Origin of the sequence: Aeromonas sp. S2(2024), assembly GCF_041402505.1 — a bacterium.
Classification (GTDB): Bacteria; Pseudomonadota; Gammaproteobacteria; order Enterobacterales; family Aeromonadaceae; genus Aeromonas; species Aeromonas media.
Window position 1 is genome coordinate 20,534 of sequence record NZ_JBGLRL010000007.1, and the last position, 21,625, is coordinate 42,158.

Genomic DNA, 21,625 nt, shown 5'->3' on the forward strand with positions numbered 1-21,625 from the left:
CGAGGACACCATGGCTCGAATGTTTCTTATTCCTCTGTTGCTGGCCCTGGGGTGGTGGGCGTTTCTGCTCTACTTCCGCATTCCGCTCAAGCAGGGTGCCAAGGGGTTTTACTGGATCATCGGCATAGGTGGGGGACTTGCCGCCTTCTTCAGCCTGATGATGGTGCTCACCCACTGACGCGCCTGCGGCAACAAAAAGGCCACCCTGAGGTGGCCCGGATCTCAACCCGCCTGCGCACTGAGGTGGTAGTGGCGATTGCTGCCCTGCCCCAGCACCCCCTGGGCCAGCAGATGCTGGAACACCCTGTCCACCTCTTCCAGCGAGAGGGAGAGGGCCTCGGCCACCTTGCGCTTGCTGCACTTGAGCTCTCCGCTCTCCAGCGCGCTGCGCACCTGGGCCACCACGGCCGGTGCGGGCTCTGGTCTGCTCACCACCATGGGTGCGGCGACAGCTGACTCGACCTGGCGAACCTCGGCTTCTTCCCGCGCCCGTTGCAACTGCCATTGACGGCGGAAGCGGTTCTCCTCGCCGATCAGGCTGACGAAAAAGGCACCGAACGCATCCAGCAACACCGAGAGGAAGCAGACCAGCAGGAACTGTACCTGGCTGATGCTCATGCCCACCCCGTCCGCCAGGCTGCTCATCAACCCCAGCATGGAGGACTGCTCATTGACAGGCTTGGCGTCGCGCTCCTGGCGCAGCTCATCCTGCTTCAGCCTGAGCTTGGTGTTGGCCTGCTGCAATCCGCTCACCCCGCTGGAGATCCGCGCCATCTCTATGTATTTGCGCGCCGCCTCCTCGTTGAGCTGGATCTGCCGCTCTATGCTGGCAATCTGCTCGTCGAAGCGGGCGATCTCCCGCTCGTGGCGCGCCTGCTGGCTCAAGATGGTGTTGGTGGCGCTGTTGATGCCGCCAATGCTGCCACCGATGGAGATGGCAGCCAGCACGCTGTAAAACAGCAGCGACCAGAAGGCACCGCCGAGATCCCGCCGTGCCTTGCACTCGCCATATTCATACCAGACATAGAACTTGCCCAGTTCGAAGATGATGGCCAGACCGCCAAACAACCACTTCATCAGGGGGTTGTCGTCGATGGAGAGAAACAGCAGCAGGGAGAAGACGATGGAGGCCAGAATGGCCAGCCCGGTAAAACTGTACACCGTGGTCAGTGCGAACCAGCCCTTGGGATAGCGCAATGCGGCGGGAGCCTGTGTGGTCATGATGGAGAGGGTATGCCGTGCAGGAAAAGTTGGCTGCCGATTATAGTCACCGGGCGGTCGGAGAGAAGGGCAAATACCTGAATTCCCTCATATGGATAACCAGCTGTCCATAGTGCGACCAAAACGGACGAATCGGCAGCAGAAAACCGCTACAATCGACCTCAGACTTGAAGGGAGTATTTCGTTGTGCCTGGGTTCAGCCCGGCGCGCTACACTGACTCCCTATTGCCATTATCCGAGGACATCATGAACAGAACGACTACGCTGCTGCTCTCCCTGCTTCTGGTTGCCGGCACCTCCATCTCATCGGTCCAGGCTCAGGAGCAGGGGAATAACGCTTTCTCCGTTGACGAGCTCACCTTCAATCTGGACTGGAATGACACGCAATTTGACTGGTCGCAGACAAGTTGTCTCGATCTGGGGGTCGGTGAGGATGCCTCTGCCGATTGCAAGGGCGTCAAGCTCAACCTGGATGATGAGACGCCCCGCAACCAACCCCCCAGCACCAACCAGATCCCGGCCAGCCCGGAACAGTGACTAGTCACGACAGGAGCCTCTCTGATATGACACATCCCAAGCGCAATACCATGATCAACCGCACCGCTCTGCTGCTCTCTCTGTTCATTGTCCACGGCGTCGCCTTTGCTGCGCCTCCTTCCAAGAACAACGACGACATCAAGATCTCCACCGATCGGGGCCAAATCAGCCTGGATTGGGACGACAAGGAGTACGACTGGTGGCAGAACAACTGCCTGAATATCAGCACCCGCAGCAGCAGTATCAAACTCAACTGTGACAACATGGATGGCAAGTATCGCGACCACTACAACCGTAGCATCCACAGCGGCAACAACCCGGGCAAGGGCCACGACAAGAACGACTGGGACAGCAACGACAACGCGAAATACAAAGAAAAAGGCAACGGGAAAGGCAAGAACAAGTAATGGCTCAGGGGCTCCGGCCCCTGAATGCGTTCACTGACGCTGATAGTGGCCAACTTATTGCCAAAGCTCAGAACTCATGAAACTCTGTGACTGTTGACTTCCCCCCCATCAAGACTCGATAGCCCCCTCCATGGTCTTGGCAAAAAGTTGAATCATGTCATTTTACGAACGTTCACCACCCATTCCTCACCAGATCAATCACCATGGTGCCAAGGTGTTGTTCCGCCCCGGTTAAGGCTGGCGGCGATAGACTGCCTCTCCTCCAGCCGTCATCGAGGCCATCATGCGCAACCCCATTTCCCACCTGCTCGCCCGGTTACTGAACAGCGGCGCAGCATTTGAAGCCCCTCTTACCCGGCGCAGCCCCACCCAAGATGCTGGCTCCCATCAGGAAGAACAGGGAGCGAGAAGGCAGCCACTTGGCGATATTCCCCGCACTGAGGGCTCTTGCAAGCACGATGGTGACAAGATAGGTCGCTGACCGCCCCTGCTGGCGTCTACCAGTAATTTTCCATGCTGATGTTGCCGGGGGCCCGGCGCAGGTTCTTGGCAAGACCAAGCTCCAGCAGGGTTTGCTGCGTCTCCTTCACCATGGCGGGATTGCCGCAGATCATCACCTGGCTGTGCTCAGCCGAGAATGCGAGCCCGACCCTGGCCTGCAGCTCGCCGCTGGCAATGGCCGCCGGGATCCGACCGGGCAACGCGTCGGGCCAGGGTTCGCGGCTGACGAAAGGCACGTAGTGAAAACGGGGCCCATACTGCTCGACCAGGCTGGTAATCAGGCCCTGATAGGTGAGCTCCTCCCCCTTGCGCACCCCGTGCACCAGCACCAGATTCTCGAAACGCTCGAAGACCTCCCTCTCAGCCAGCATGGCGAGGAAGGGGCCTATGGCCGTGCCGGTGGAGAGCAGCCAGAGATCCCGTCCCGGCGGGAGCTCGTCCAGGGTCAGGAAGCCCGTGGCCTGAGACTGAACCAGCAAGGAATCCCCCGGTTGCAAGGCACCGAGGGAGGGGGTCAGTTCGCCGTCCGGGATCTCGACCAGATAGAATTCGTGGTAGGGGGCGGAGGGGGGATTAACGAAGGAATAGGCGCGCTGGATCCGCTGATCGCCCCGTTGCAGGGCAAGCTTGGTAAATTGCCCCGCCTTGTAGGGGGCGAGATCCGCCGCTATGCGCAAGGAAAACAGGGTGGGCGTCCACTCGATGCGCTCGAGTACCCGACCTTCGACCCAGGCTGCCATACAGGTTCTCCTCCAAAGAAACAGAACCTCACTCTACCCCTTGATCCCCTCTTGATTCAAAAAGAAAAAAACCCGCGCATGTGCGCGGGTTTTTTCTGCAAAGCGAATCGCTATTACAGAGCAACAACCTGGATCTGTACGGTTGCCTTGACGTCAGCGTGCAGCTGAACAACAACTTCGTACTCGCCGGTGTTACGCAGAACGTTGCCCATACGGACTTCGCTCTTGGCAACGGCGACGCCGGCAGCAGTGATGGCTTCAGCCACGTCACGGGTACCGATGGAACCGAACAGCTTGCCTTCGTCGCCAGACTTGGAGGCGATGACAACGGCAGCCAGTTCACCCAGCTTGGCAGCGCGCTCTTCAGCGGCAGCTTTACCGGCAGCCAGTTTGGCTTCCAGTTCAGCACGGCGAGCATCGAAGGTCTCGATGTTGGCCTTGGTAGCCATAACGGCCTTGCCTTGCGGGATCAGATAGTTACGGGCGTAGCCAGCTTTAACAGCGACTTGATCACCCAGACCGCCCAGTTTGGCGATTTTGTCGAGCAGGATAACTTGCATTACCTTTCCTCTATAAAAGTTGAGTTAGGCTTAAGTGCCGGACCGATTCTTACTTGTTGTGCAGATCGGTGTACGGCAGCAGAGCCAGGTAACGAGCACGCTTGATGGCGCGTGCCAGCTGACGCTGATACTTGGCGCGGGTACCGGTGATACGGCTCGGTACGATCTTGCCAGATTCAGTGACGTAGTTTTTCAGAGTAACGATATCTTTGTAGTCGATCTCGGTAACGTTCTCGGCGGTGAAGCGGCAGAACTTACGACGACGGAAATAACGTGCCATGGCCTTTATCCTCTAATGCGGTGATCTAAGAATTACTCTTCGGAAGACGCTTCAACAGCATCTTCGCGGCGCTCGTCGTCACGACGGGTGAAGCGCTCTTCCTTGGCCTTGGCCATCGGAGAAACTTCAGTCACGGCGTGCTTGGTGCGCATGATCATGTTGCGGATAACGGCATCGTTGAAGCGGAAGTTGGTTTCCAGTTCGTCGATAACGGCCTGCTCAGCTTCTACGTTCATCAGAACATAGTGAGCCTTGTGCAGCTTGTCGATCGGGTAAGCCAGCTGACGACGGCCCCAATCTTCCAGGCGATGAATGGTGCCACCAGCGGTGGTGATAGCGCCGGTGTAACGCTCGATCATGCCAGGTACTTGCTCGCTCTGGTCCGGATGAACCATGAAGACGATTTCGTAATGACGCATTTTAGCTCCTTACGGATTAATTCAGCCTCCGCCCAGGTGCAGCCAGACCTCGGAGGCAAGGAACATAGTGGTGTTTAGACGCTGCTTTCTAGGGCGGCGTATTGTACGAAATAGCCTCTCCCACTGCAACTGGCGTCGACAGATGTTTTTGTCGATGACCCTGATGCAAAACTTCAATTGATAGTAATTATCATTTAGATCTATTCTATCTCCATGCTCTTATGGAGGGTGACACCATGCAACCCGCATTGACCACGGCCATCCCGGCCCGCAAATTCAAGCTGACCCTGCTTGGCCCCGCCTTCATCGCCGCCATCGGCTACATAGATCCGGGCAACTTCGCTACCAACATCCAGGCCGGTTCCACCTTTGGTTATCAACTGCTGTGGGTGGTGGTCTGGGCCAACCTGATGGCCATGGTGGTGCAGACCCTCTCCGCCAAGCTCGGCATCGTCACCGGCAAGAATCTGGCGGAGCACATCCGGGACAAATTACCCAAACCGGCAGTCTGGGCCTACTGGGTGCAGGCGGAGATCATCGCCATGGCCACGGATCTCGCCGAGTTCATCGGCGCAGCTGTGGGCTTCAAGCTGCTGTTCGGGGTGACGCTGCTGGAAGGGGCCTGCATCACTGCCGTGGTCACCTGGGGCATTCTCATGCTGCAATCCCGCGGCCAGAAGCCGCTGGAGTTCGTGGTGGGAGGTCTGCTGCTGTTCGTGGCCGCCGCCTACATAGTCGAGCTGGTCTTCTCCCGCCCCCATCTGCCCAGCCTGCTGGAAGGCGCCCTCTTCCCCGGCCTGCCCAACGGCGATGCCGTCTATCTCGCCGCTGGCGTGCTCGGTGCGACAGTCATGCCCCACGTCATCTATCTCCACTCGGCGCTGACCCAGCACACCCAGGATCAGGGCAGCGTGCCCCAGCGGCTGCACAGCACCCGGGTCGATGTGGCCATTGCCATGACCATAGCCGGCTTCGTCAACCTGGCCATGATGGCCATGGCCGCTGCGGCCTTCCACGACGCGGGCCACCAGCAGGTGGCGGAACTGGAAACGGCCTACCAGACACTCACTCCCTTGCTGGGTCAGGCTGCCGCCACCCTGTTCGGGCTCTCTCTGGTCGCGTCTGGCATCTCCTCCACCGTAGTCGGGACTCTGGCAGGCCAGGTGGTGATGCAGGGCTTCGTGCGCTTCACCATACCGCTCTGGCTGCGCCGGGCCATCACCATGGCCCCCGCCTTCGTGGTGATCGCCATGGGACTCAACACCACTGAGATCCTGGTGCTGAGCCAGGTCATCCTGAGCTTTGGCATCGCCCTCGCGCTCATTCCGCTGCTGATCCTGACCGGCGATCGCACCCTGATGGGGGAGCATCGCAACCATCCACTGACCCAGGCAATCGGTCGCGTCATAGTCGCGCTGGTGATCGGCCTCAACGCCTATCTGCTGGTCACCATGATCTAGTGTTCACTCCGCCATCTTCGAGCCGGCTCGTTAACAGAGGTTAATGAGCCGGCCCCCGCTTTGGCGTATGCTGCCGCTTTCTCTTCTCTATTTCTCGTTGCGGAAGCCTTGCCATGGAACACACCCGAGTCAGCTTCGTGCTGGGCCATCATCAGGAACAGGCCAGCGTCGTCTATTGCGAGCAGGGGCAACCCAGCCTGCTGGTCACCAACCTCACCCCCTTCCATCCCCAGAGCCACCTCTGGCCCGATCAACCGGGGGATGTGGGCACTGTGCGCTGGGATGGGGGCGAGGCGGCCGTGGGCCCCTGCAGGATGGGAGCCATCAGCCCGGAAGGCAGGCTGTTCGTGGATCAGGATATTCCGGTCAAGCGGGGCGCCGAGGGCTGGGCCTTCGTGGTGGTGCATCCCCTCGCCGGCTCCCATCAGCTTGCCATCGGCACGCAGGTGGAACTGAGGGTGGATGCCGAGGCCCGCCACTCCCTGAGTCTGGGTCACAGCGGCTGCCATCTGGTGGCGCTGGCCCTCAACCGGGCTCTCATCCCCTACTGGCGCAAGGAGGTGAGCGAGCGCGATGCACTGGATCAGCCCGATTTCGACCGCCTCGCCATCCAGACCTCGCGGGTCGAACCTCTGAGCTCCCGGGAGCAATACCGCATCGGCAAAAGCCTGCGCAAGAAGGGAGTCAACAGTGAGGCACTGCTGGCGGATCTGGCGCTGATAGAAGAAAAGGTCAACCGGCAACTCGCTAGCTGGCTGGCTGCGGGTGGCGAGATCAGTCGCTCGCGAGCAGACGAGGCCATCATCGACTCCCGCTACTGGCACTGCACGCTTGAGGGAAAAGAGCTGACCATCCCCTGCGGCGGCACCCATGCCGGCACTCTGGCGGAGCTGGGTCAGGTCAAAGTACAGCTCGCCCCCGCAGAGGAGGGGTTCAGCCTGCTCTCCGAAGTCACCCCCTGAGTCGACGACAGATCCGGCTTCTCCCCATCAGCCAAGCCGGATCAACAATATGCCGCAGAGGATCACCAGGGCCGCCATCAGCCTGACTCGCCCCAGCCGCTCCCCCAGCCAGAGCCAGGAGAGCAGCACGGCAAACAGCACGCTGCTCTCGCGCAGCGCCGCCACCAGCCCGATGGGAGCCAGGGTCATGGCCCAGATGACGATGCCGTAGGCAAGCAGCGAGAGGGCGCCGCCCAGGGCGCCCGAATACCACTCGGCCCGGGTCAGGCTGCGCAAGGCGGTGCGGCTCTGCCATCTCATCAGCAGCGGCATCACCAGGGCCGTCAGGGTAAAGAGCCAGAGGGTATAGCGTATCGGCTCCCCCGCCGAGCGGGCCCCGACCCCGTCAGACAGGGTATAGGCGGCGGTAAACAGCGCCGTGATCAGCACGGCGCACAGGGCCGCAGGCGCCAGCCGGATGCCGCCGCGCCAGGCCATCAGCAAGACCCCGCCCACCAGCACCATGGCCCCCGCCACAGCCACGACACCGGGCACCTCCCCCAGCAGCAGGGCGCCGAGCAGCAAGGTCACCAGGGGCGCGCTGCCACGGGCCAGTGGATAGATCTGGCCAAACTCCCCCAAACGGTAGGCCCGGCCGAGAAAGAGGCTATATCCGCAGTGCAACAGGATGGAGAGTGCCAACCAGGGATGTTCGACCGGGGCCGGCCACCCCACCAGCGGCAGGAAAGGCAGGGAGAAGAGGCCGGAGCAGAGGGAGACCAGCAACACGCTGACACGCCCCTCGGCCTGGCGCTTGGCCAGCGCATTCCACAGGGCGTGCAGCAAGGCGGCCAGCAAGATGGCCGCGAAGATGGAGAGGGTCACGACGGGGTTCCAATCAACAAGGGAGTGGGATCATACCCGTTTGTGTCGCAACAAGGTGGGAGCCCGCTCATGTCTGCCCCCTATCCCTTTCACAGCACAGAGAGTCAGCCCGGCAGCTTGCGCATGCCAACGTGAGGAATATCGTCCTCCAGATAGCCCTCCCCTTCCGGTGCGAAGCCGTGCTGGCCATAGAAGCCCTGCAGGTGAGCCTGGGCGCCGAGCCAGATGCTGTGCGCCGGCCAGCGGGCCGTGCAGGCGGTCACCGCCTCATCGAGCAAGCTGTGGCCCAGACCGCCCCCTCTCGACTGGGGGGAGGTGACCACCCGGCCTATGGCGGCGCCATTGTCGTCACCGATGCCGGGGGCCATGATGCGGGCATAGGCGGCCAGATGATCGCCTTCATAACCGAGCAGGTGCAGCACACCGTCCCGGCGATCCACCCCATCCAGATCCTGGAAGGGGCAACTCTGCTCCACCACGAACACCTCGGCCCGCAGTGCCAGCAACTCGTACAACTCGTCCGTGGTCAGTGCAGACCAGGGTTTCAGGATCCAGTTCATCGGCGACTCCTTATCAATTCGGCCTGCCAGCATAGGTGAGCGCAGCCAGGGCGGCATTAACCTTTGTTAAGACTCTTAAGCCGTTTGCGAATGCGACTAAGACTGATGGGACTGATGCCGAGATAGGCGGCGATCTGGTGATCCGGCACCCTGGCATCCAGTGCGGGGAAGCAGTCCAGGAAGTGCTGATAGCGGGCCTGGGGGCTCTCGGTCAACAGCAGCAGCTCTTTTTCTTCCTTGATGCGCAGCTGCACTTCCAGCAGGTGCTGATACCAGGCGGACCAGCAGGAGAGCGGACGCAGGTCGGCCAGCTGGAACAGCTGCAAGCGGCAGGGTTCCAGCGCCTCCACGCTGTAGCGGGCGGGTTCGCCACTGAGCAGGTGATGGAAGTCGAGAAACTCGTCCCCCTCCCAGTAGAACTCCTTGATGTACTCCCGCCCATCCGCCAGCACCACCCTGGCCCGCAGCAACCCCTGCTCCACCCTGATCAGCAGATCCGGACTGTCGCCGGCGTGCCAGAGGCAAGATCTGGGGGCGAGCGTCAGCGGCCGGGCAAAAGAGAGGAGGCGCCTGGCCTCCTGCTCATCTGTGACCCTGTCCCGGAAAAAGGGAGGTCTGTCCATCATCACGGCGTCAGCTGCGGCGCTGACGCACGGCTTCGAACAGGCAGACGCCGCTCGCCACCGAGACGTTGAGGCTCGATACCGCCCCCGCCATCGGTATGCTCACCAGTTCGTCGCAATGTTCGCGGGTCAGGCGACGCATCCCCTTGCCCTCGGCGCCCATCACCAGCGCCATGGGGCCGGTCAGCTTGGCCTGATAGAGGTCGTGGTCCGCCTCGCCGGCGGTGCCGACTATCCAGACACCGCGCTCCTGCAGCTCGCGCAGGGTGCGCGCCAGGTTGGTGACCTGAATGAGCGGCACCACTTCGGCGGCGCCACAGGCGACCTTGCGCACGATGGAGGTCAAGCCGGTGGCCTTGTCCCGCGGCACTATCACCGCATGGACCCCGGCCGCATCGGCGCTGCGCAGGCAGGCGCCGAGGTTGTGCGGATCGGTCACGCCGTCCAGCACCAGCAGGAGGGGGGCGGTCTCTTGCACCGCCAGGCCGTCCAGCAGGCTGGCCAGGTCGTGCTCGGCCAGCTTGGGCGCCTCTATCACCTTGGCCATGATGCCCTGGTGATTGTTGCCCTCGGCTTTATCATCAAGCGTCTTGCGGTTCACGCTCTGCACCTTGATGCCGAGGGATTCCAGCTCGGTCAGCAAGGGTTGCAGCCGGTCGTCATCGCGGCCCTTGAGGGCCCATACCTCGATGAAACGCTCCGGGGTGCGCTCAAGCAGCGCGGATACAGCGTGAATGCCGTAGATCAGTTCTGTACTCATTTAGTGCTCTTGGCCTTGTCGCGAGCGTTTTTGCTCGGTCGTCTGTTGCTGGGCTTGGCGCGGCCACCTTTGTCGGATTTGCCGTGATCCTTGCCCTCTTTGCGTTTCTCGTGGCGCTGGGCGCTCTTGGCCTTCTCTTTCTTGATCTCGGCCTGCTTGCGCGCCATCTCCTTGGCGTTCTTGCCGGTGGCCTGGAGCGGCTCTTCCACCATCACGAAGTCGATCTTGCGATCGTCCAGGTTCACGCCCATCACCTTGACCCGCACCTTGTCACCCAGACGGTAGCGACGACGGAAGTTCTCGCCGATCAGCTGCATGTGCAGGGGATCAAACTGGTAGTAGTCGTTGGTGAGGGTACTGACGTGTACCAGACCGTCGATGTGGATATCCGCCAGGCGCACGAAGAAGCCAAAGCCGGTAACGCTGGCGATCACGCCATCGAACTCGTCACCCACGTGATCCAGCATGTACTCGCACTTGAGCCAGTCGGCCACGTCGCGGGTCGCATCGTCGGCACGGCGCTCGGTCATGGAGCAGTGCTCGCCCATCGGGTCCACTTCTTCCAGCTGGTAGTGGTAACCACCGCTCGGGGTCCACTTGTGACGCAGGTTGCCCTGCTGCTCTTTTGCAGTCTGGTACTTGATGGCACGGTGCAGAATGAGGTCGGGATAGCGACGGATCGGCGAGGTGAAGTGGGCGTAGGACTTCAACGCCAGACCGAAGTGACCGATGTTGTCAGCCTGATAGACCGCCTGACGCATGGAACGCAGCAGCATGGTGGAGAGCAGCTCGGCATCCGGGCGCCCTTCAAACTTGGCGGCCAGCTCGGCAAAGTCCTTCGGCTCGGGCTCGAGGCCGCCCTTGAGCTCCAGACCCAGTTCTGCCAGGAAGTCACGGAAACCGGTCAGGCGCTCTTCGCCCGGACGGTCGTGCACCCGGAACAGGGCAGAGGCTTCGTTCTTCTCGATGTAACGGGCCGCGGCCACGTTCGCCTGGATCATGCACTCTTCGATGATCTTGTGGGCATCGTTGCGCACCAGCGGCACGATCTGGTCGATCTTGCGCTGGGCGTTGAAGATGAAACGGGTCTCCTCGCTCTCGAACTCCACCGCACCACGCTGGTGACGGGCGTGCTTGAGCGCCTTGTAGAGGTTGTTGAGCTCTTCGATGTGGCCCACCAGCGGGTCATATTGCTGACGCAGCTTGGGATCACCATCCAGAATGGCCGCGACCTTGCTGTAGGTCATGCGGGCATGGGAGTTCATCACCGCTTCGTAGAACTTGTAGCCGGACATGCGGCCAGCGGCGGAGATGGTCATCTCGCACACCATGCAGAGGCGGTCAACCTGCGGATTCAGGGAGCACAGCCCGTTGGAGAGCACCTCCGGCAGCATGGGCACCACGAACTCGGGGAAATAGACCGAGTTGCCGCGCTGATAGGCTTCAGCATCCAGCGCAGTGCCGGGCTTCACGTAGGCGGAGACATCCGCAATGGCAACCCACAGACGCCAGCCGCCGCCACGCTTGGCTTCACAGAAGACGGCGTCATCGAAGTCGCGGGCATCTTCCCCATCAATGGTGACCAGCGGCAGGGCACGCAGATCGATGCGGCCCTCTTTGGCTTTCTCCGGTACCTGTTCGCCCAGACCGGCGACCTCCTTGGTCACCTCCTCCGGCCAGGTATGCGGGATACCGTGGGTACGCAGGGCGATCTCGATCTCCATGCCAGGGGCCATGTTCTCGCCCAGCACGTCCAGTACGGTACCGACCGCGTTGATGCGGGAGTTGGCGCGCTGGTTGATGCGCACCACCACGACCTGGCTCTGGCGAGCACCCTTGTTTTCGCCTTCAGGGATGATGATGTCCTGACCGATGCGGCTGTCATCCGGCACCACGAAACCGACGCCGTTCTCGACGAAGTAACGGCCGACGATGTCTGCCTCACGGGGCTTGAGCAGGCGAACCAGACGTGCTTCCTGACGACCCTTGCGGTCGATCTCGGTCGGCTGCACCAGGGCATAGTCACCGTGCATCAGGCGCTGCATCTCGCGGTTGTTCAGATACAGATCCGGTCCACCACCTTCCGGGCGCAGAAAACCGAAACCATCTTTATGGCCGAGTACATACCCTTTGACCAGATTCAGACGATCCGGCAGGGCGTAACATTGGTTGCGAGTGAATACCAACTGCCCATCGCGCTCCATGGCGCGCAGACGACGGCGCAAGGCTTCCAACGGCTCTTCGTCAGTCAGCTTGAGTGCCTTGGCCAGCTCTTCGCGGGACATCGGCTTTTCGTGACCCTTGATGAGTTCGAGGATCAGCTCGCGACTGGCGATGGGGTTTTCGTATTTTTCGGCCTCGCGTTGGAGGAAAGGATCTTTTTGAGACATAAGCAGGCCTTAGGGTAGGTAGTAACCCAGACATTATATCGAAGGGGGGAGCTAATGGCATCCATCGACTGCCTTTTGGCCAATCTCTCTGTCATACTGGCGACAGTTTGCAGGTATGTGAGACTCGGAACTCATGAGCAAGGACTCGTTCGCCCAATCGGCCGCCTATTTGAAACAGGCGGTCCCCCTGATGATCAAGTATCAAATCCCCACCACCCCGAACAATTACCATCTTTGGTACAACTATGTCTCTGGCGCCATGCCCGAGCTGAATAACGCCGTCGATCACGCGATAAAACTGCAGGGTACCTTCTCCCTCACCACCTGTGAGCGTCTCTATCACCAGCATCTGGCCAGCCAGGACGAGCAACAGATGGAGGCGATGAAGCTCAATCTGGTCGCCATGGCCAATGAGCTCGGCCACTCCATGCAGGATGCGCTGGTCGATACCGGCCAGTTCCAGGCCATGCTCGACAAAAGCTTCGACAAGTTGAACCTCATCGATGATGAGGGACTGAGCCTGGACGACACCATGGCCATCTTGCGGGAACTGGTACGCGAGTCGCGGGACGTGCGCATGTCCACCCTGCACTTTCGCAACCAGCTCAGCAGCGCCGAGAAGGAGATCAAGGAGCTCAAGGCAGCACTAAACGAGACGCGCAAGATGGCCACCGAGGACGCACTCACCTCGCTGCTCAACCGTCGCGCCTTCGATCTGGAGATGGACAGCCTGATCCGCAGCAAGCAGCCCTTCTCGCTGATCATGACCGATATCGATCGTTTCAAGAACTTCAACGACGAATATGGCCATCTGCTGGGAGATCAGGTGCTGCGCATCGTCGGCAAGCGGCTGCGGGAAGTGAGCAAGGAGGGCATCACGGCCTATCGGCTCGGAGGGGAAGAGTTTGCCCTGCTGGTGCCGGGCCGAGTGTTGGCACTGACTCGCCAGATGGCGGAGAGCCTGCGCCGGGTCATCGAGCGGATGTCGCTGCTGGATCGCAAATCAGGCCGGCGCATCGATCACATCACCGCCTCCTTCGGTGTGGGGGAATATAATGGGCAGGAGACGGCGGACGCCCTGATAGAGCGCACCGACAAGCTGCTCTACAAGGCCAAGGAGCTGGGTCGCAACCGGGTGATGCCACTCCCCTCCTGAACCGCCAGATATGAAAAGGCCGGTCACAGACCGGCCTTTTCATTTTTCCGCATTCTGCTCAGAGGCTTTTCAGCTTCTCTTCCGGTAGCGCCAGCTCGTCGTTGTGGTTGACGCCGATGCCGCGCTCCAGCACGTGGCGGGCGATGGCATGGGCCTCTTCCAGGGAGTGCATGCTGTAGGTACCACACTGGTATTCGTTCAGCTCGGGGATCTTGCCCTGCTCCTGCACGGTCAGCACGTCGCTCATGGCGGCCTGCCAGGCTGCCCCCACGCGGGCCTCGTCCGGCGCGCCGATCAGGCTCATGTAGAAGCCGGTACGGCAGCCCATGGGGGAGATGTCGATGATCTCGACCCCGTTACCGTTCAAGTGATCCCGCATGAAACCGGCAAACAGATGCTCAAGGGTATGGATGCCGCGCTCGGAGAGGATCTCCTGGTTCGGCACACAGAAGCGCAGATCGAACACGGTAATGGTGTCCTTGTTCGGGGTCTGCATGGTCTTGGCCACCCGGACTGCCGGGGCTGCCATGCGAGTATGGTCGACGGTAAAACTGTCCAATAACGGCATTTCTGACTCCTGATTGGTTACGAGAACCAGCCCCCGCTGGGGAGCCGATCCTTGCATTGTCGATACTGGGCGCCGTAGCGTTGGGCACGGGCCTCCACCTTGCGAGAGACCTTCATCAGCCACCCCTTGCTGCGGTAGCTGCCGCGCCGGTAACCACCCCAGCCTTCGTGATAATTGAGATATTGACCGTAGGCATCCCACTTGGAAGTGCCATTGAGCCGCTGCGCCTTGTGAGTGTACCAGCCCATGAAATCGATGGCGTCGGCGAAGTCGTCACGATCGCTCCAGCCGTTGCCGCTCTCCCGCTGGTAATCATCCCAAGTCTCATCCTTGACCTGGGCATAGCCATAAGCAGAGCTGGCACGCCCGGTCGGGATGAAGAGAAAATATTGCATCGGCGGCTGGGCATCGTGCACGAAGGAGGACTCCTGATACATCATGGCCATAACCACATGTACCGGGGTCCCCCACTTTTCGTTCATCTTGAGTGCCGCCTTGTGCCACTCGGGTTTTTCCCGAAAGATCTGGCACAGGTTTTCCGGCTGGGCCGGTGGCTGACTACTGCAAGCAGTCAGCACCATCAGCAGGCCGGCTGCCACCATGAGACGCATCCTTGGCATCGGATGGGTTACATTTTCGTTCTCTTGGTCGTTACGAGGCACATCCATCACATCAAATCGCGTCTTCGTTCTCTTCACCGGTGCGGATGCGGATCACACGCTCCACCTCGCAGACGAAGATCTTGCCATCACCGATTTTGCCGGTACGGGCAGTGTTCTGGATCGCTTCCAGACAGGCGTCGAGATCCTCGTCCTGCACCACCAGCTCTACTTTTACCTTGGGCAGGAAGTCGACCATGTACTCGGCACCGCGATAGAGCTCGGTATGGCCCTTCTGGCGCCCGAAGCCTTTGACTTCGGATACGGTCATGCCGTTGATGCCGATCTCGGCCAGGGCTTCGCGCACATCGTCCAACTTGAACGGTTTGATGATGGCTTCAATCTTCTTCATGGTGACTCCTTACCAGTTCTGTTTACCGAACCCGGACGTAATGGGGTAGCGGCGATCCTTACCAAAGTTGCGGGTCGTGATACGGGGCCCGACGGCAGCCTGACGGCGCTTGTACTCGTTGAGATCCACCAGACGGATCACCTTGCGCACCACGGCTTCTTCGAAGCCCTCCGCCACCATGTCGGCGACCGAGGCATCTTCTTCCACATAGCGCTTGAGGATGGCGTCCAGAATGTCGTAGGGGGGCAGGCTGTCCTGATCCACCTGATCCGGTGCCAGCTCTGCCGAAGGGGGACGATCAATGACCCGCTGCGGGATCACATAGTCGACGGAGTTGCGGTATTCGCACAGCTTGAAAACCAGCGTTTTGGGCACGTCCTTGAGCACGTCAAAGCCGCCCGCCATGTCACCATACAGGGTGGCATAGCCGACCGCCATCTCACTCTTGTTGCCGGTGGTCAATACGATACGGCGACGCTTGTTGGAGAGCGCCATCAAGAGCACACCACGGCAGCGGGCCTGCAGGTTCTCTTCGGTAGTGTCGCGGGCCGTCCCTTCAAACAGCGGCGCCAGCTGAGCCATAAAGCCCTCGAACATGGGCTCGATGGAGATGATGTTGAACTCGACCCCCATCCGCTCGGCCTGCTCCTTGGCATCCTCCACGCTCATCTGGGCGGTGTAGCGGAACGGCATCATCACCGCCTGCACCTTGTCGGCGCCGATGGCATCGGCCGCGATGGCGAGCGTCAGGGCGGAGTCTATGCCACCCGAGAGGCCCAGCACGGCCCCCTGGAAACCGTTCTTTGTGACGTAGTCATGCACCGCCAGCACCAGCGCCTGATAGGTCTCGGCCAGGGGCGCCAGCGGCGCGGCGGGTTCCCGCTCTTTCAGCGGCTGACCGTCGACAAAACGCACCAGCGCCAGCTCTTCGGTAAAGGGGGCCAGCTTGTGGGTCAGCTCGCTCTGGCTGTTGAACACCTTGGAGCAACCGTCGAATATCAGTTCGTCCTGACCACAGACCTGATTGAGGTAAACCAGCGGCAAGCCGGTCTGATCGCAGCGCTCGGCCATCAGCTCGCGACGGATCCAGGGTTTCTCCTGATCGTAAGGGGAGGCATTGATGGTGAGCAGCAGCTCGGCCCCCGCCGCCTTGGCGGCCAGCGCCGGACCCGGTTGCCACAGGTCTTCGCAGATGAGCAAGCCCAGCTGGTGGCCACGGAACGGCACCACGCAGGTATCGCTCGCCGCAGTGAAGTAGCGCTTCTCGTCGAACACCCCGTAGTTGGGAAGATCCTGCTTGAAGTAACGGGCGATCAGCTTGCCCCGCTCATAGAGAGAAGCGGCATTGTAGAGCGCTTCTCCCTCACGCCAGGGGTGACCCACCAGGATGGCGCAACGACCCTGCCAGGCTGCGACACGAGCCAGAGCCGCCTCCACCCGGACCATCAGATCGCTGCGCAGCAGCAGATCTTCAGGCGGATAGCCGGTCAGCGCCAGCTCGGAGCAGACCAGCAGATCGGCGCCTTGCTGGTCGGCCTCTGCGGCGGCAGCCAGCACCTTGTCACAGTTATCTTCGATGGCGCCTACCGTCAGATTTAACTGGGCAAGCATCAGAGAGAGGGCTTTTGCCATGGCGATGCATCTTGAATTCGAAAATGATGGGGAATGATAAAGAAAAGGCGCTGGCTGTGCCAGCGCCTTGGCTCCCTCAGCAAACCTTAGGGAGAGCAGGTCAGGTTTGCGGCATTGGTGACGCCATTGTCTACCAGCAAGGTGCAGGGACCGCTGATGACCTGACCGCTGGCTGGCGGAGTCATGGGGATACTCAAAGAACTCGGCTTAACCAAGAAGGTCGTGTTGCCCGAGTAGGAGAAGTTCACCACCAGAGTGCTGTTCTGCTCAGCCGTGCAAGTATAGATTGCCGTCTGGTTGTCGCTGCTCGGCTTGTCTATCTGGCAAGTGGCCCCGGAGGTCGAGGTATTCATCGACAGGTTATTGAAAACATTTTTCTTGCAGGCGATTGGGGTCGGATCATTGTTCTTGGTTTTCTCCAAGCACTGTACCTTGCCTGTGACCGTCAGCAGAGGCTGCGTGACAGTTCCGGAGTCAATCTTGACGGCCAACTCTGTACTGAGAGCCAGGCTCTGATCCCTTGGTGAAATCAGCGTAGCGGTAATCCCCGAATTACCCTGATAGACGGTGGCTTTTACCTTCACACTCTGCAGCACCTGGCTACTGTCCTTGGTGGATTTCTTGGCAGCCAGGTAACCACGGCTGTAACTGCCGAAGTAATAGTTATTGAGATCCACTATGGTATCGACCGGTTCATTGCTGACTGTGGCATAGTCGGTCACGGCCCCCCCGAGCTGGCCACTGAGCGGTGTCATGGACCACTCCGCCAACATGGTCAGGTTGATATCCTGAAATGGCACCTTGGCCAGATAGCCAGTGATACTGGTGTCTATCCCGGTCAGATAGGTAGGATTCAGAACATCGACATATATTCCACGGGCAATCAGCTGGCGCGTGCCGGTATTGATCGTGATCCCCGTAACGGCGTCCCCACCAGGCGCAACGTTGGCAGGAGTCTGAAGCCATGTGGGAAAATCACTTATCGCAGGCGCGCTCACCGTCGGGGTCGAGGTCCAGTTCAGGGTCTGTTTCTGCCAGTCGATATAAGCCTTGACCACATACTGGATGTAATTCTGGTAACTGACCTGATTCGCCGCCTTGGCCAAGAAATCCGAGGTAGTGACAATAACCTGGACCAGGTTCCAATCAGGGAGGGGGCGATAGTACCCATCCAGTCGCACAAACCGGCAAGCATCCACATAGGTGCCGCTGGCCGCTACGGACAGGGTGCTGTTATAGCGCTGCCGACTGGTATTGAGCGGTGCGTAGTAGCTGAGAAAACTTCCTCCCGAGCCATCAAAATGATCTTTGCAGCAGCTTGTGCAGAGCGCTGGCTGGTTATTGCCGCTGACTGTTCCGGTCTGCTTGGTCTGTTGTGCTCCTGTCTTCCAATAGAGCTGGCTGGTGGCAGTACTGTAGGCCTGGCCCGGCAGATAGGCACTCAAAGTGGAACCATAAGTGCAGGCGCAACTTACTGAGCTGATATCTTGCTGGATTTGTTGGGTATTTCCCTGGTTTGCAGGCTGGTAGGTCACTGTTTCAAACTGCACCTCCTTGCCGACAGTGTTGTTTTTGGCCACCACTGTTGGAGAAGGTTTGCTGGTTTCCTGTCTGCTGCCGTTGCCGAGATCGATTGAGATCACGTCCGGCGCAACCCCCGGGGTGTAATTGATCTTCGGCCCTGTCCGAGCTGTATCCAACCCCCCATTCAACTGATCCACGGTCAATGATTCAGTGGGAGAGACATAACCCGTAAGCGCGACCGAGGTAGTCACCCCTTCGCTGTTGGTCCAGCTCACTGTGGTATTGATCTGCTTTCGCCCAGGGTAGTTCAGCAAATACCCTGTAGGAGCCGTGTTCTGCCATGCAGAAGTGGCTCCGTTCCAATATTGGTTGGCCACAGTCCAGGCCAACGTGTAGCTGTCGCCAGACTGGCTCTTGGTCGTATTACCACTCGCAATGGCCGTATAGGCAGTGAGCGGGGCCGTCGCCGTCACCAGACTGTTGAAGTTACGGAATTCCTCGATCTTGGATTCTGCGAGTCGCATGGCAATTTCATAACGCCGCCCATCCTGGGAGGCCGTCAGGGTCGACTTCGAAAGCATCACCAGACCGACCACCCCCACCCCCAGCACAACCAGGGTTACCAGTATCTCAAACAGGCCAAATCCTTTTTGCCGTTTCATTTACTTGTCCTCTACCAGTCGCGCCAGCTACCCGGCACCTGTTTAAGAGTCTGGAAGGCGGCGCCTGTCCTGATATTGCTCAGTGCGGCCTCATCATATTTGGCATCATAGGTACCATTGGCCTTGCCCAGCTCAAAGTTGGCAGCCAAGGCACCGTTCACGATGGCCCCGCCAGTGAGCTTGATATCCGTGGTTGCCGTAGCTGGATGTGAAGAGTACGCAAATACCAGCCCATACAGTTGACGGTTGCCATTGATGGTCAGGCTGCCATCCTTGATGATCAACACAACAGGGGCAGATTGAGTACCAATATTGGAACCGGGATTGCAATCGCCATTGACAATGACAAGCCCTGTCGTCGTCGGCCCCAGACCATTGCAATTATTGACTATCTGGTTGGCTCTTGACTCTATGTTGGCCCAGCCAGCGGCATCGTCATTCTCATTGAACAGATACCACACCAGGTCGGTTGGAAAATCGGGATCGCTATCCTTGATATCCGACTGCTTATTGCCCGGTTGGCTGATATTGGCACTGCAGCCACCGGCGTAATCACCCTGATGGCAGGTCTGGCCGGACCCCGTATTCAGATCTACATAATCATTGGTCCAGATGGAAAGCGGCACTCCAGGTCCCCCTCCATTGGGATTGGCAACAACGGTAAAGTTACCCCCGACCGCCATTCCCCCTGCGACAGTCAGAGGCGCGGCAGGTGTCCCAGCCAGCACGTTGCTTTGCACATATCGAGCCTCGACAGCCGCTTGCGCCTGGCTGTTGCTCAGGCTGGCCACAGAGCGAATCCGGATAGGTGCGATGGGCGTGGTACTCCCAGCCACCACGGGAAAGGGAGTTATGCATTCGACCGTCAGGGTATAAGTCCCCCCAGCACCTGATGGAGAAAACGAGTTCCCTGACCAAGCGGGCAGCAAAGAGGGGCAAGATGAACCTTCAGCAGATAGTCGACCAAAGCCATAGGACAACCCCTGTTCTGCCAAGGCCATCACTTGACGATAGAGGGTTTCATTCAATGTGATGCGACGATCGGCCACCAGCAGCTTGCCCACCAGCAGGGTGACTGCCAGCAGGATCAACAACAGGATCAGTGTGACGGTGAAAGTCGTAAAACCGGACTGGATTCTCATATCAGTATCCGTCATTGCGCAACTTGATATCACGCTGCAAGTTCAAGGTCAGCTCAGTATTGTCCTTGTAGCGGCCCGAAATGTTGAGTTGAATTGCCCTGGCACCGCTCACTTGGCTACTGGAGAGCAGGCGATAGGTAAGCTGGGTGATCTCTATGGTGTTATCGGTCGAAATGAGGCTACCGCTATTACAAGTGGGACTGGTTCCCGTAGCGAGTTTGACTCCCTTATCTCCGCTACTGTAACTATAAAGCCGAGTTTCCAGGCTGCTGGATGGGCTGTTGTTTAGCACACCGTTTTCATTGTCATCATAACTGATCCTGATGCAGCGATAGATGTTGGAACCTGTTGCGGTCTGATCCATCAGGTCGGTGCTTGCGTCGAAATAGAAGGGCGATGGGAGTGCACCAGATACCAATCGAGTCGAGGTAGCAGCACTGGCATCATAACCTGCACGCTCAATATCGCGGGCCATCATGTCGGTGATTGCCTGAACCTCCTGATTGAGTCGACTCACCTTCATAGCCGTGCTATTTGCCCTGAGAATCGTTGCGAAGAGCGTCGTCACGGCAGCCACCAGTAACAAGCCCGCCACCATGGCGACCATCAACTCCACCAGACTGAAGCCTGCATGTCGCCTCAACATGTCGGCACCCCACTCACATTGCTGACAGCACAGGTACGAACCCGCCCAACATTGTTAGTAACGACTCGCATGGCGTAGCTACCGGACGAGATGGCGATGTTGCCAGCCGTCAATGTACCTCTGCGGGGAGAAATATTGAGCGGCCTGATATTGGTAGCCGACTCACTGTAACTCGCCACTAGGGTGATACCCGGGAATTCGCTGGCATTCACCCCTTTTCGCCCCTCGATGCTGGAACAAGCATCGGCACAGCTATTACAGCTACCATCGATATGCACGCGGTAGCACCAGTTACTGGTACCGCTATTGAACAGCAGCAGATTGAGCGTCTGATTGCGTTTGACCGCCTCGGATTTGAGCAACATGACATCGGTATAGATAGCCTGCGTGGCAGCCCTGACCATCTGCTCCTGCCGCAATGACTGATAGCTGGGCAGGGCTACGGCAAGCAGCAATGCAGCCACCGTCAGTGCCAGCAACAGCTCAATCAGGGTAAAACCGGAAACACGTCCTACTGTGCGCATCATTTAGCTCAAGACTCCTTTCTTTTTGCCCATGCCAGTAGAGCTCACTGTCAGTACTATTCTATAGTATCAAACCGTTTCCAGAGCGTGCCGCCCATGAGAACCAAACAATCAGGTATTACATTGCTGGAGCTGCTGGTTGTGGTGGCTGTCGTCGCCATCCTGGCAGCTGTGGCCTATCCGAGCTTTACCTATGGGCTGCATAAGTCCCGTCGTGCCGAGGCAATCAAGGGGTTGCTGAGCATGCAACTCAAGCAGGAAGAATTTCGCATATCCAATACGAGTTATAGCGGAACACCATCTCAAGTGGGTAACCCAACAAGCGATTACTACACCTTTACCATCTCTGGCGCTACCGCTACGGTTTATACCCTGATAGCCACAGCCAAAGGCAGCCAAAGCAATGATTCAGGCTGTACCACTCTGACTCTCAACAAGGCCGATACCAAGACGCCATCTGACTGCTGGAAGTAACT

General features: G+C 59.3%; 25 protein-coding genes. 7 read left to right on the top strand and 18 right to left on the bottom strand.

Annotation, left to right across the window (positions count from 1 at the left end; all coding sequences use genetic code 11):
• Positions 1-10: 10 nt before the first annotated feature.
• Complete coding sequence (locus ACB039_RS09120; RefSeq protein ID WP_162472074.1) at positions 11-178, top strand: hypothetical protein; 168 nt, start codon at positions 11-13, stop codon at positions 176-178.
• A gap of 44 nt (positions 179-222) precedes the next feature.
• Here ACB039_RS09120 and ACB039_RS09125 read toward each other — a convergent pair whose 3' ends face one another.
• Positions 223-1,221: a hypothetical protein gene (locus tag ACB039_RS09125; protein ID WP_042648810.1), complete on the bottom strand. Its 999-nt coding sequence runs from the start codon at positions 1,219-1,221 to the stop codon at positions 223-225.
• Between the two features lie 246 nt (positions 1,222-1,467).
• Here ACB039_RS09125 and ACB039_RS09130 point away from each other — a divergent pair, with 246 nt between their 5' ends.
• Positions 1,468-1,758, top strand: a complete 291-nt coding sequence (locus ACB039_RS09130; protein ID WP_042648811.1) for a hypothetical protein — start codon at positions 1,468-1,470, stop codon at positions 1,756-1,758.
• Between the two features lie 26 nt (positions 1,759-1,784).
• On the top strand, positions 1,785-2,165 hold the full coding sequence (locus ACB039_RS09135) for a hypothetical protein (RefSeq protein WP_005331789.1): 381 nt from the start codon (positions 1,785-1,787) through the stop codon (positions 2,163-2,165).
• A gap of 497 nt (positions 2,166-2,662) precedes the next feature.
• On the opposite strand, the gene ACB039_RS09140 is transcribed toward ACB039_RS09135, so the two are convergent.
• From ACB039_RS09140 to rpsF, 4 genes are all read right to left on the bottom strand, one after another.
• Positions 2,663-3,406, bottom strand: a complete 744-nt coding sequence (locus ACB039_RS09140) for a ferredoxin--NADP reductase (protein ID WP_042648812.1) — start codon at positions 3,404-3,406, stop codon at positions 2,663-2,665.
• A gap of 113 nt (positions 3,407-3,519) precedes the next feature.
• Positions 3,520-3,966, bottom strand: a complete 447-nt coding sequence (gene rplI / locus ACB039_RS09145; protein WP_005331773.1) for a 50S ribosomal protein L9 — start codon at positions 3,964-3,966, stop codon at positions 3,520-3,522.
• A gap of 49 nt (positions 3,967-4,015) precedes the next feature.
• A complete protein-coding gene (gene rpsR / locus ACB039_RS09150; protein ID WP_005313392.1) occupies positions 4,016-4,246 on the bottom strand; it encodes a 30S ribosomal protein S18 in 231 nt (76 codons plus the stop codon).
• Positions 4,247-4,278: 32 nt separating this feature from the next.
• The gene (rpsF, locus tag ACB039_RS09155; protein ID WP_005331771.1) at positions 4,279-4,665 is read right to left on the bottom strand and encodes a 30S ribosomal protein S6; all 387 of its coding nucleotides are present in this window, start codon (positions 4,663-4,665) and stop codon (positions 4,279-4,281) included.
• Positions 4,666-4,901: 236 nt separating this feature from the next.
• Between rpsF and ACB039_RS09160 the strand changes: the two genes are divergently transcribed.
• Positions 4,902-6,125, top strand: coding sequence for an Nramp family divalent metal transporter (locus ACB039_RS09160; protein WP_042648813.1), 1,224 nt, complete (start codon positions 4,902-4,904; stop codon positions 6,123-6,125).
• A gap of 113 nt (positions 6,126-6,238) precedes the next feature.
• Positions 6,239-7,087, top strand: coding sequence for a hypothetical protein (locus ACB039_RS09165; RefSeq protein WP_042648814.1), 849 nt, complete (start codon positions 6,239-6,241; stop codon positions 7,085-7,087).
• Positions 7,088-7,114: 27 nt separating this feature from the next.
• On the opposite strand, the gene ACB039_RS09170 is transcribed toward ACB039_RS09165, so the two are convergent.
• The 5 genes from ACB039_RS09170 to rnr form a co-directional block, all read right to left on the bottom strand.
• Positions 7,115-7,951: an EamA family transporter gene (locus ACB039_RS09170; RefSeq protein WP_371165538.1), complete on the bottom strand. Its 837-nt coding sequence runs from the start codon at positions 7,949-7,951 to the stop codon at positions 7,115-7,117.
• Between the two features lie 104 nt (positions 7,952-8,055).
• A complete protein-coding gene (locus ACB039_RS09175) occupies positions 8,056-8,511 on the bottom strand; it encodes a GNAT family N-acetyltransferase (RefSeq protein ID WP_005331762.1) in 456 nt (151 codons plus the stop codon).
• Between the two features lie 56 nt (positions 8,512-8,567).
• Positions 8,568-9,134 (bottom strand): Crp/Fnr family transcriptional regulator, encoded by a 567-nt coding sequence (locus tag ACB039_RS09180; protein WP_041207080.1) that lies wholly within the window; start codon positions 9,132-9,134, stop codon positions 8,568-8,570.
• A gap of 10 nt (positions 9,135-9,144) precedes the next feature.
• Positions 9,145-9,894, bottom strand: coding sequence for a 23S rRNA (guanosine(2251)-2'-O)-methyltransferase RlmB (rlmB, locus tag ACB039_RS09185; protein ID WP_005331757.1), 750 nt, complete (start codon positions 9,892-9,894; stop codon positions 9,145-9,147).
• Positions 9,891-12,284, bottom strand: a complete 2,394-nt coding sequence (gene rnr, locus ACB039_RS09190) for a ribonuclease R (RefSeq protein WP_042648815.1) — start codon at positions 12,282-12,284, stop codon at positions 9,891-9,893. Before rnr ends, rlmB begins: the two co-directional genes overlap by 4 nt.
• 133 nt (positions 12,285-12,417) lie before the next feature.
• On the opposite strand from rnr, the gene ACB039_RS09195 reads away from it, so the two are divergent.
• Positions 12,418-13,440, top strand: a complete 1,023-nt coding sequence (locus ACB039_RS09195; protein WP_042648816.1) for a GGDEF domain-containing protein — start codon at positions 12,418-12,420, stop codon at positions 13,438-13,440.
• Positions 13,441-13,498: 58 nt separating this feature from the next.
• Here the strand turns inward: ACB039_RS09195 and luxS are convergent, their stop codons facing one another.
• From luxS to ACB039_RS09235, 8 genes are all read right to left on the bottom strand, one after another.
• Complete coding sequence (luxS, locus tag ACB039_RS09200; protein ID WP_017782209.1) at positions 13,499-14,008, bottom strand: S-ribosylhomocysteine lyase; 510 nt, start codon at positions 14,006-14,008, stop codon at positions 13,499-13,501.
• A gap of 17 nt (positions 14,009-14,025) precedes the next feature.
• The gene (locus tag ACB039_RS09205; RefSeq protein WP_139751230.1) at positions 14,026-14,619 is read right to left on the bottom strand and encodes a transglycosylase SLT domain-containing protein; all 594 of its coding nucleotides are present in this window, start codon (positions 14,617-14,619) and stop codon (positions 14,026-14,028) included.
• A 61-nt stretch (positions 14,620-14,680) separates the two neighbouring features.
• On the bottom strand, positions 14,681-15,019 hold the full coding sequence (glnB, locus tag ACB039_RS09210; RefSeq protein ID WP_005308848.1) for a nitrogen regulatory protein P-II: 339 nt from the start codon (positions 15,017-15,019) through the stop codon (positions 14,681-14,683).
• A 9-nt stretch (positions 15,020-15,028) separates the two neighbouring features.
• Positions 15,029-16,651: an NAD+ synthase gene (locus tag ACB039_RS09215; RefSeq protein WP_270823653.1), complete on the bottom strand. Its 1,623-nt coding sequence runs from the start codon at positions 16,649-16,651 to the stop codon at positions 15,029-15,031.
• An 86-nt stretch (positions 16,652-16,737) separates the two neighbouring features.
• On the bottom strand, positions 16,738-18,837 hold the full coding sequence (locus tag ACB039_RS09220) for a prepilin-type N-terminal cleavage/methylation domain-containing protein (RefSeq protein WP_042648819.1): 2,100 nt from the start codon (positions 18,835-18,837) through the stop codon (positions 16,738-16,740).
• An 11-nt stretch (positions 18,838-18,848) separates the two neighbouring features.
• Positions 18,849-19,979 carry a PilX N-terminal domain-containing pilus assembly protein gene (locus ACB039_RS09225; protein WP_042648820.1) on the bottom strand — a complete coding sequence of 377 codons (1,131 nt, stop codon included), beginning with the start codon at positions 19,977-19,979 and terminating at the stop codon, positions 18,849-18,851.
• 1 nt (position 19,980) lies between these two features.
• Positions 19,981-20,625, bottom strand: a complete 645-nt coding sequence (locus ACB039_RS09230) for a PilW family protein (RefSeq protein ID WP_081000885.1) — start codon at positions 20,623-20,625, stop codon at positions 19,981-19,983.
• Complete coding sequence (locus ACB039_RS09235) at positions 20,619-21,152, bottom strand: GspH/FimT family pseudopilin (protein ID WP_042648821.1); 534 nt, start codon at positions 21,150-21,152, stop codon at positions 20,619-20,621. Before ACB039_RS09235 ends, ACB039_RS09230 begins: the two co-directional genes overlap by 7 nt.
• Before the next feature lie 93 nt (positions 21,153-21,245).
• Between ACB039_RS09235 and ACB039_RS09240 the strand changes: the two genes are divergently transcribed.
• Positions 21,246-21,623, top strand: coding sequence for a type IV pilin protein (locus ACB039_RS09240; RefSeq protein WP_042648822.1), 378 nt, complete (start codon positions 21,246-21,248; stop codon positions 21,621-21,623).
• Positions 21,624-21,625: the final 2 nt, after the last annotated feature.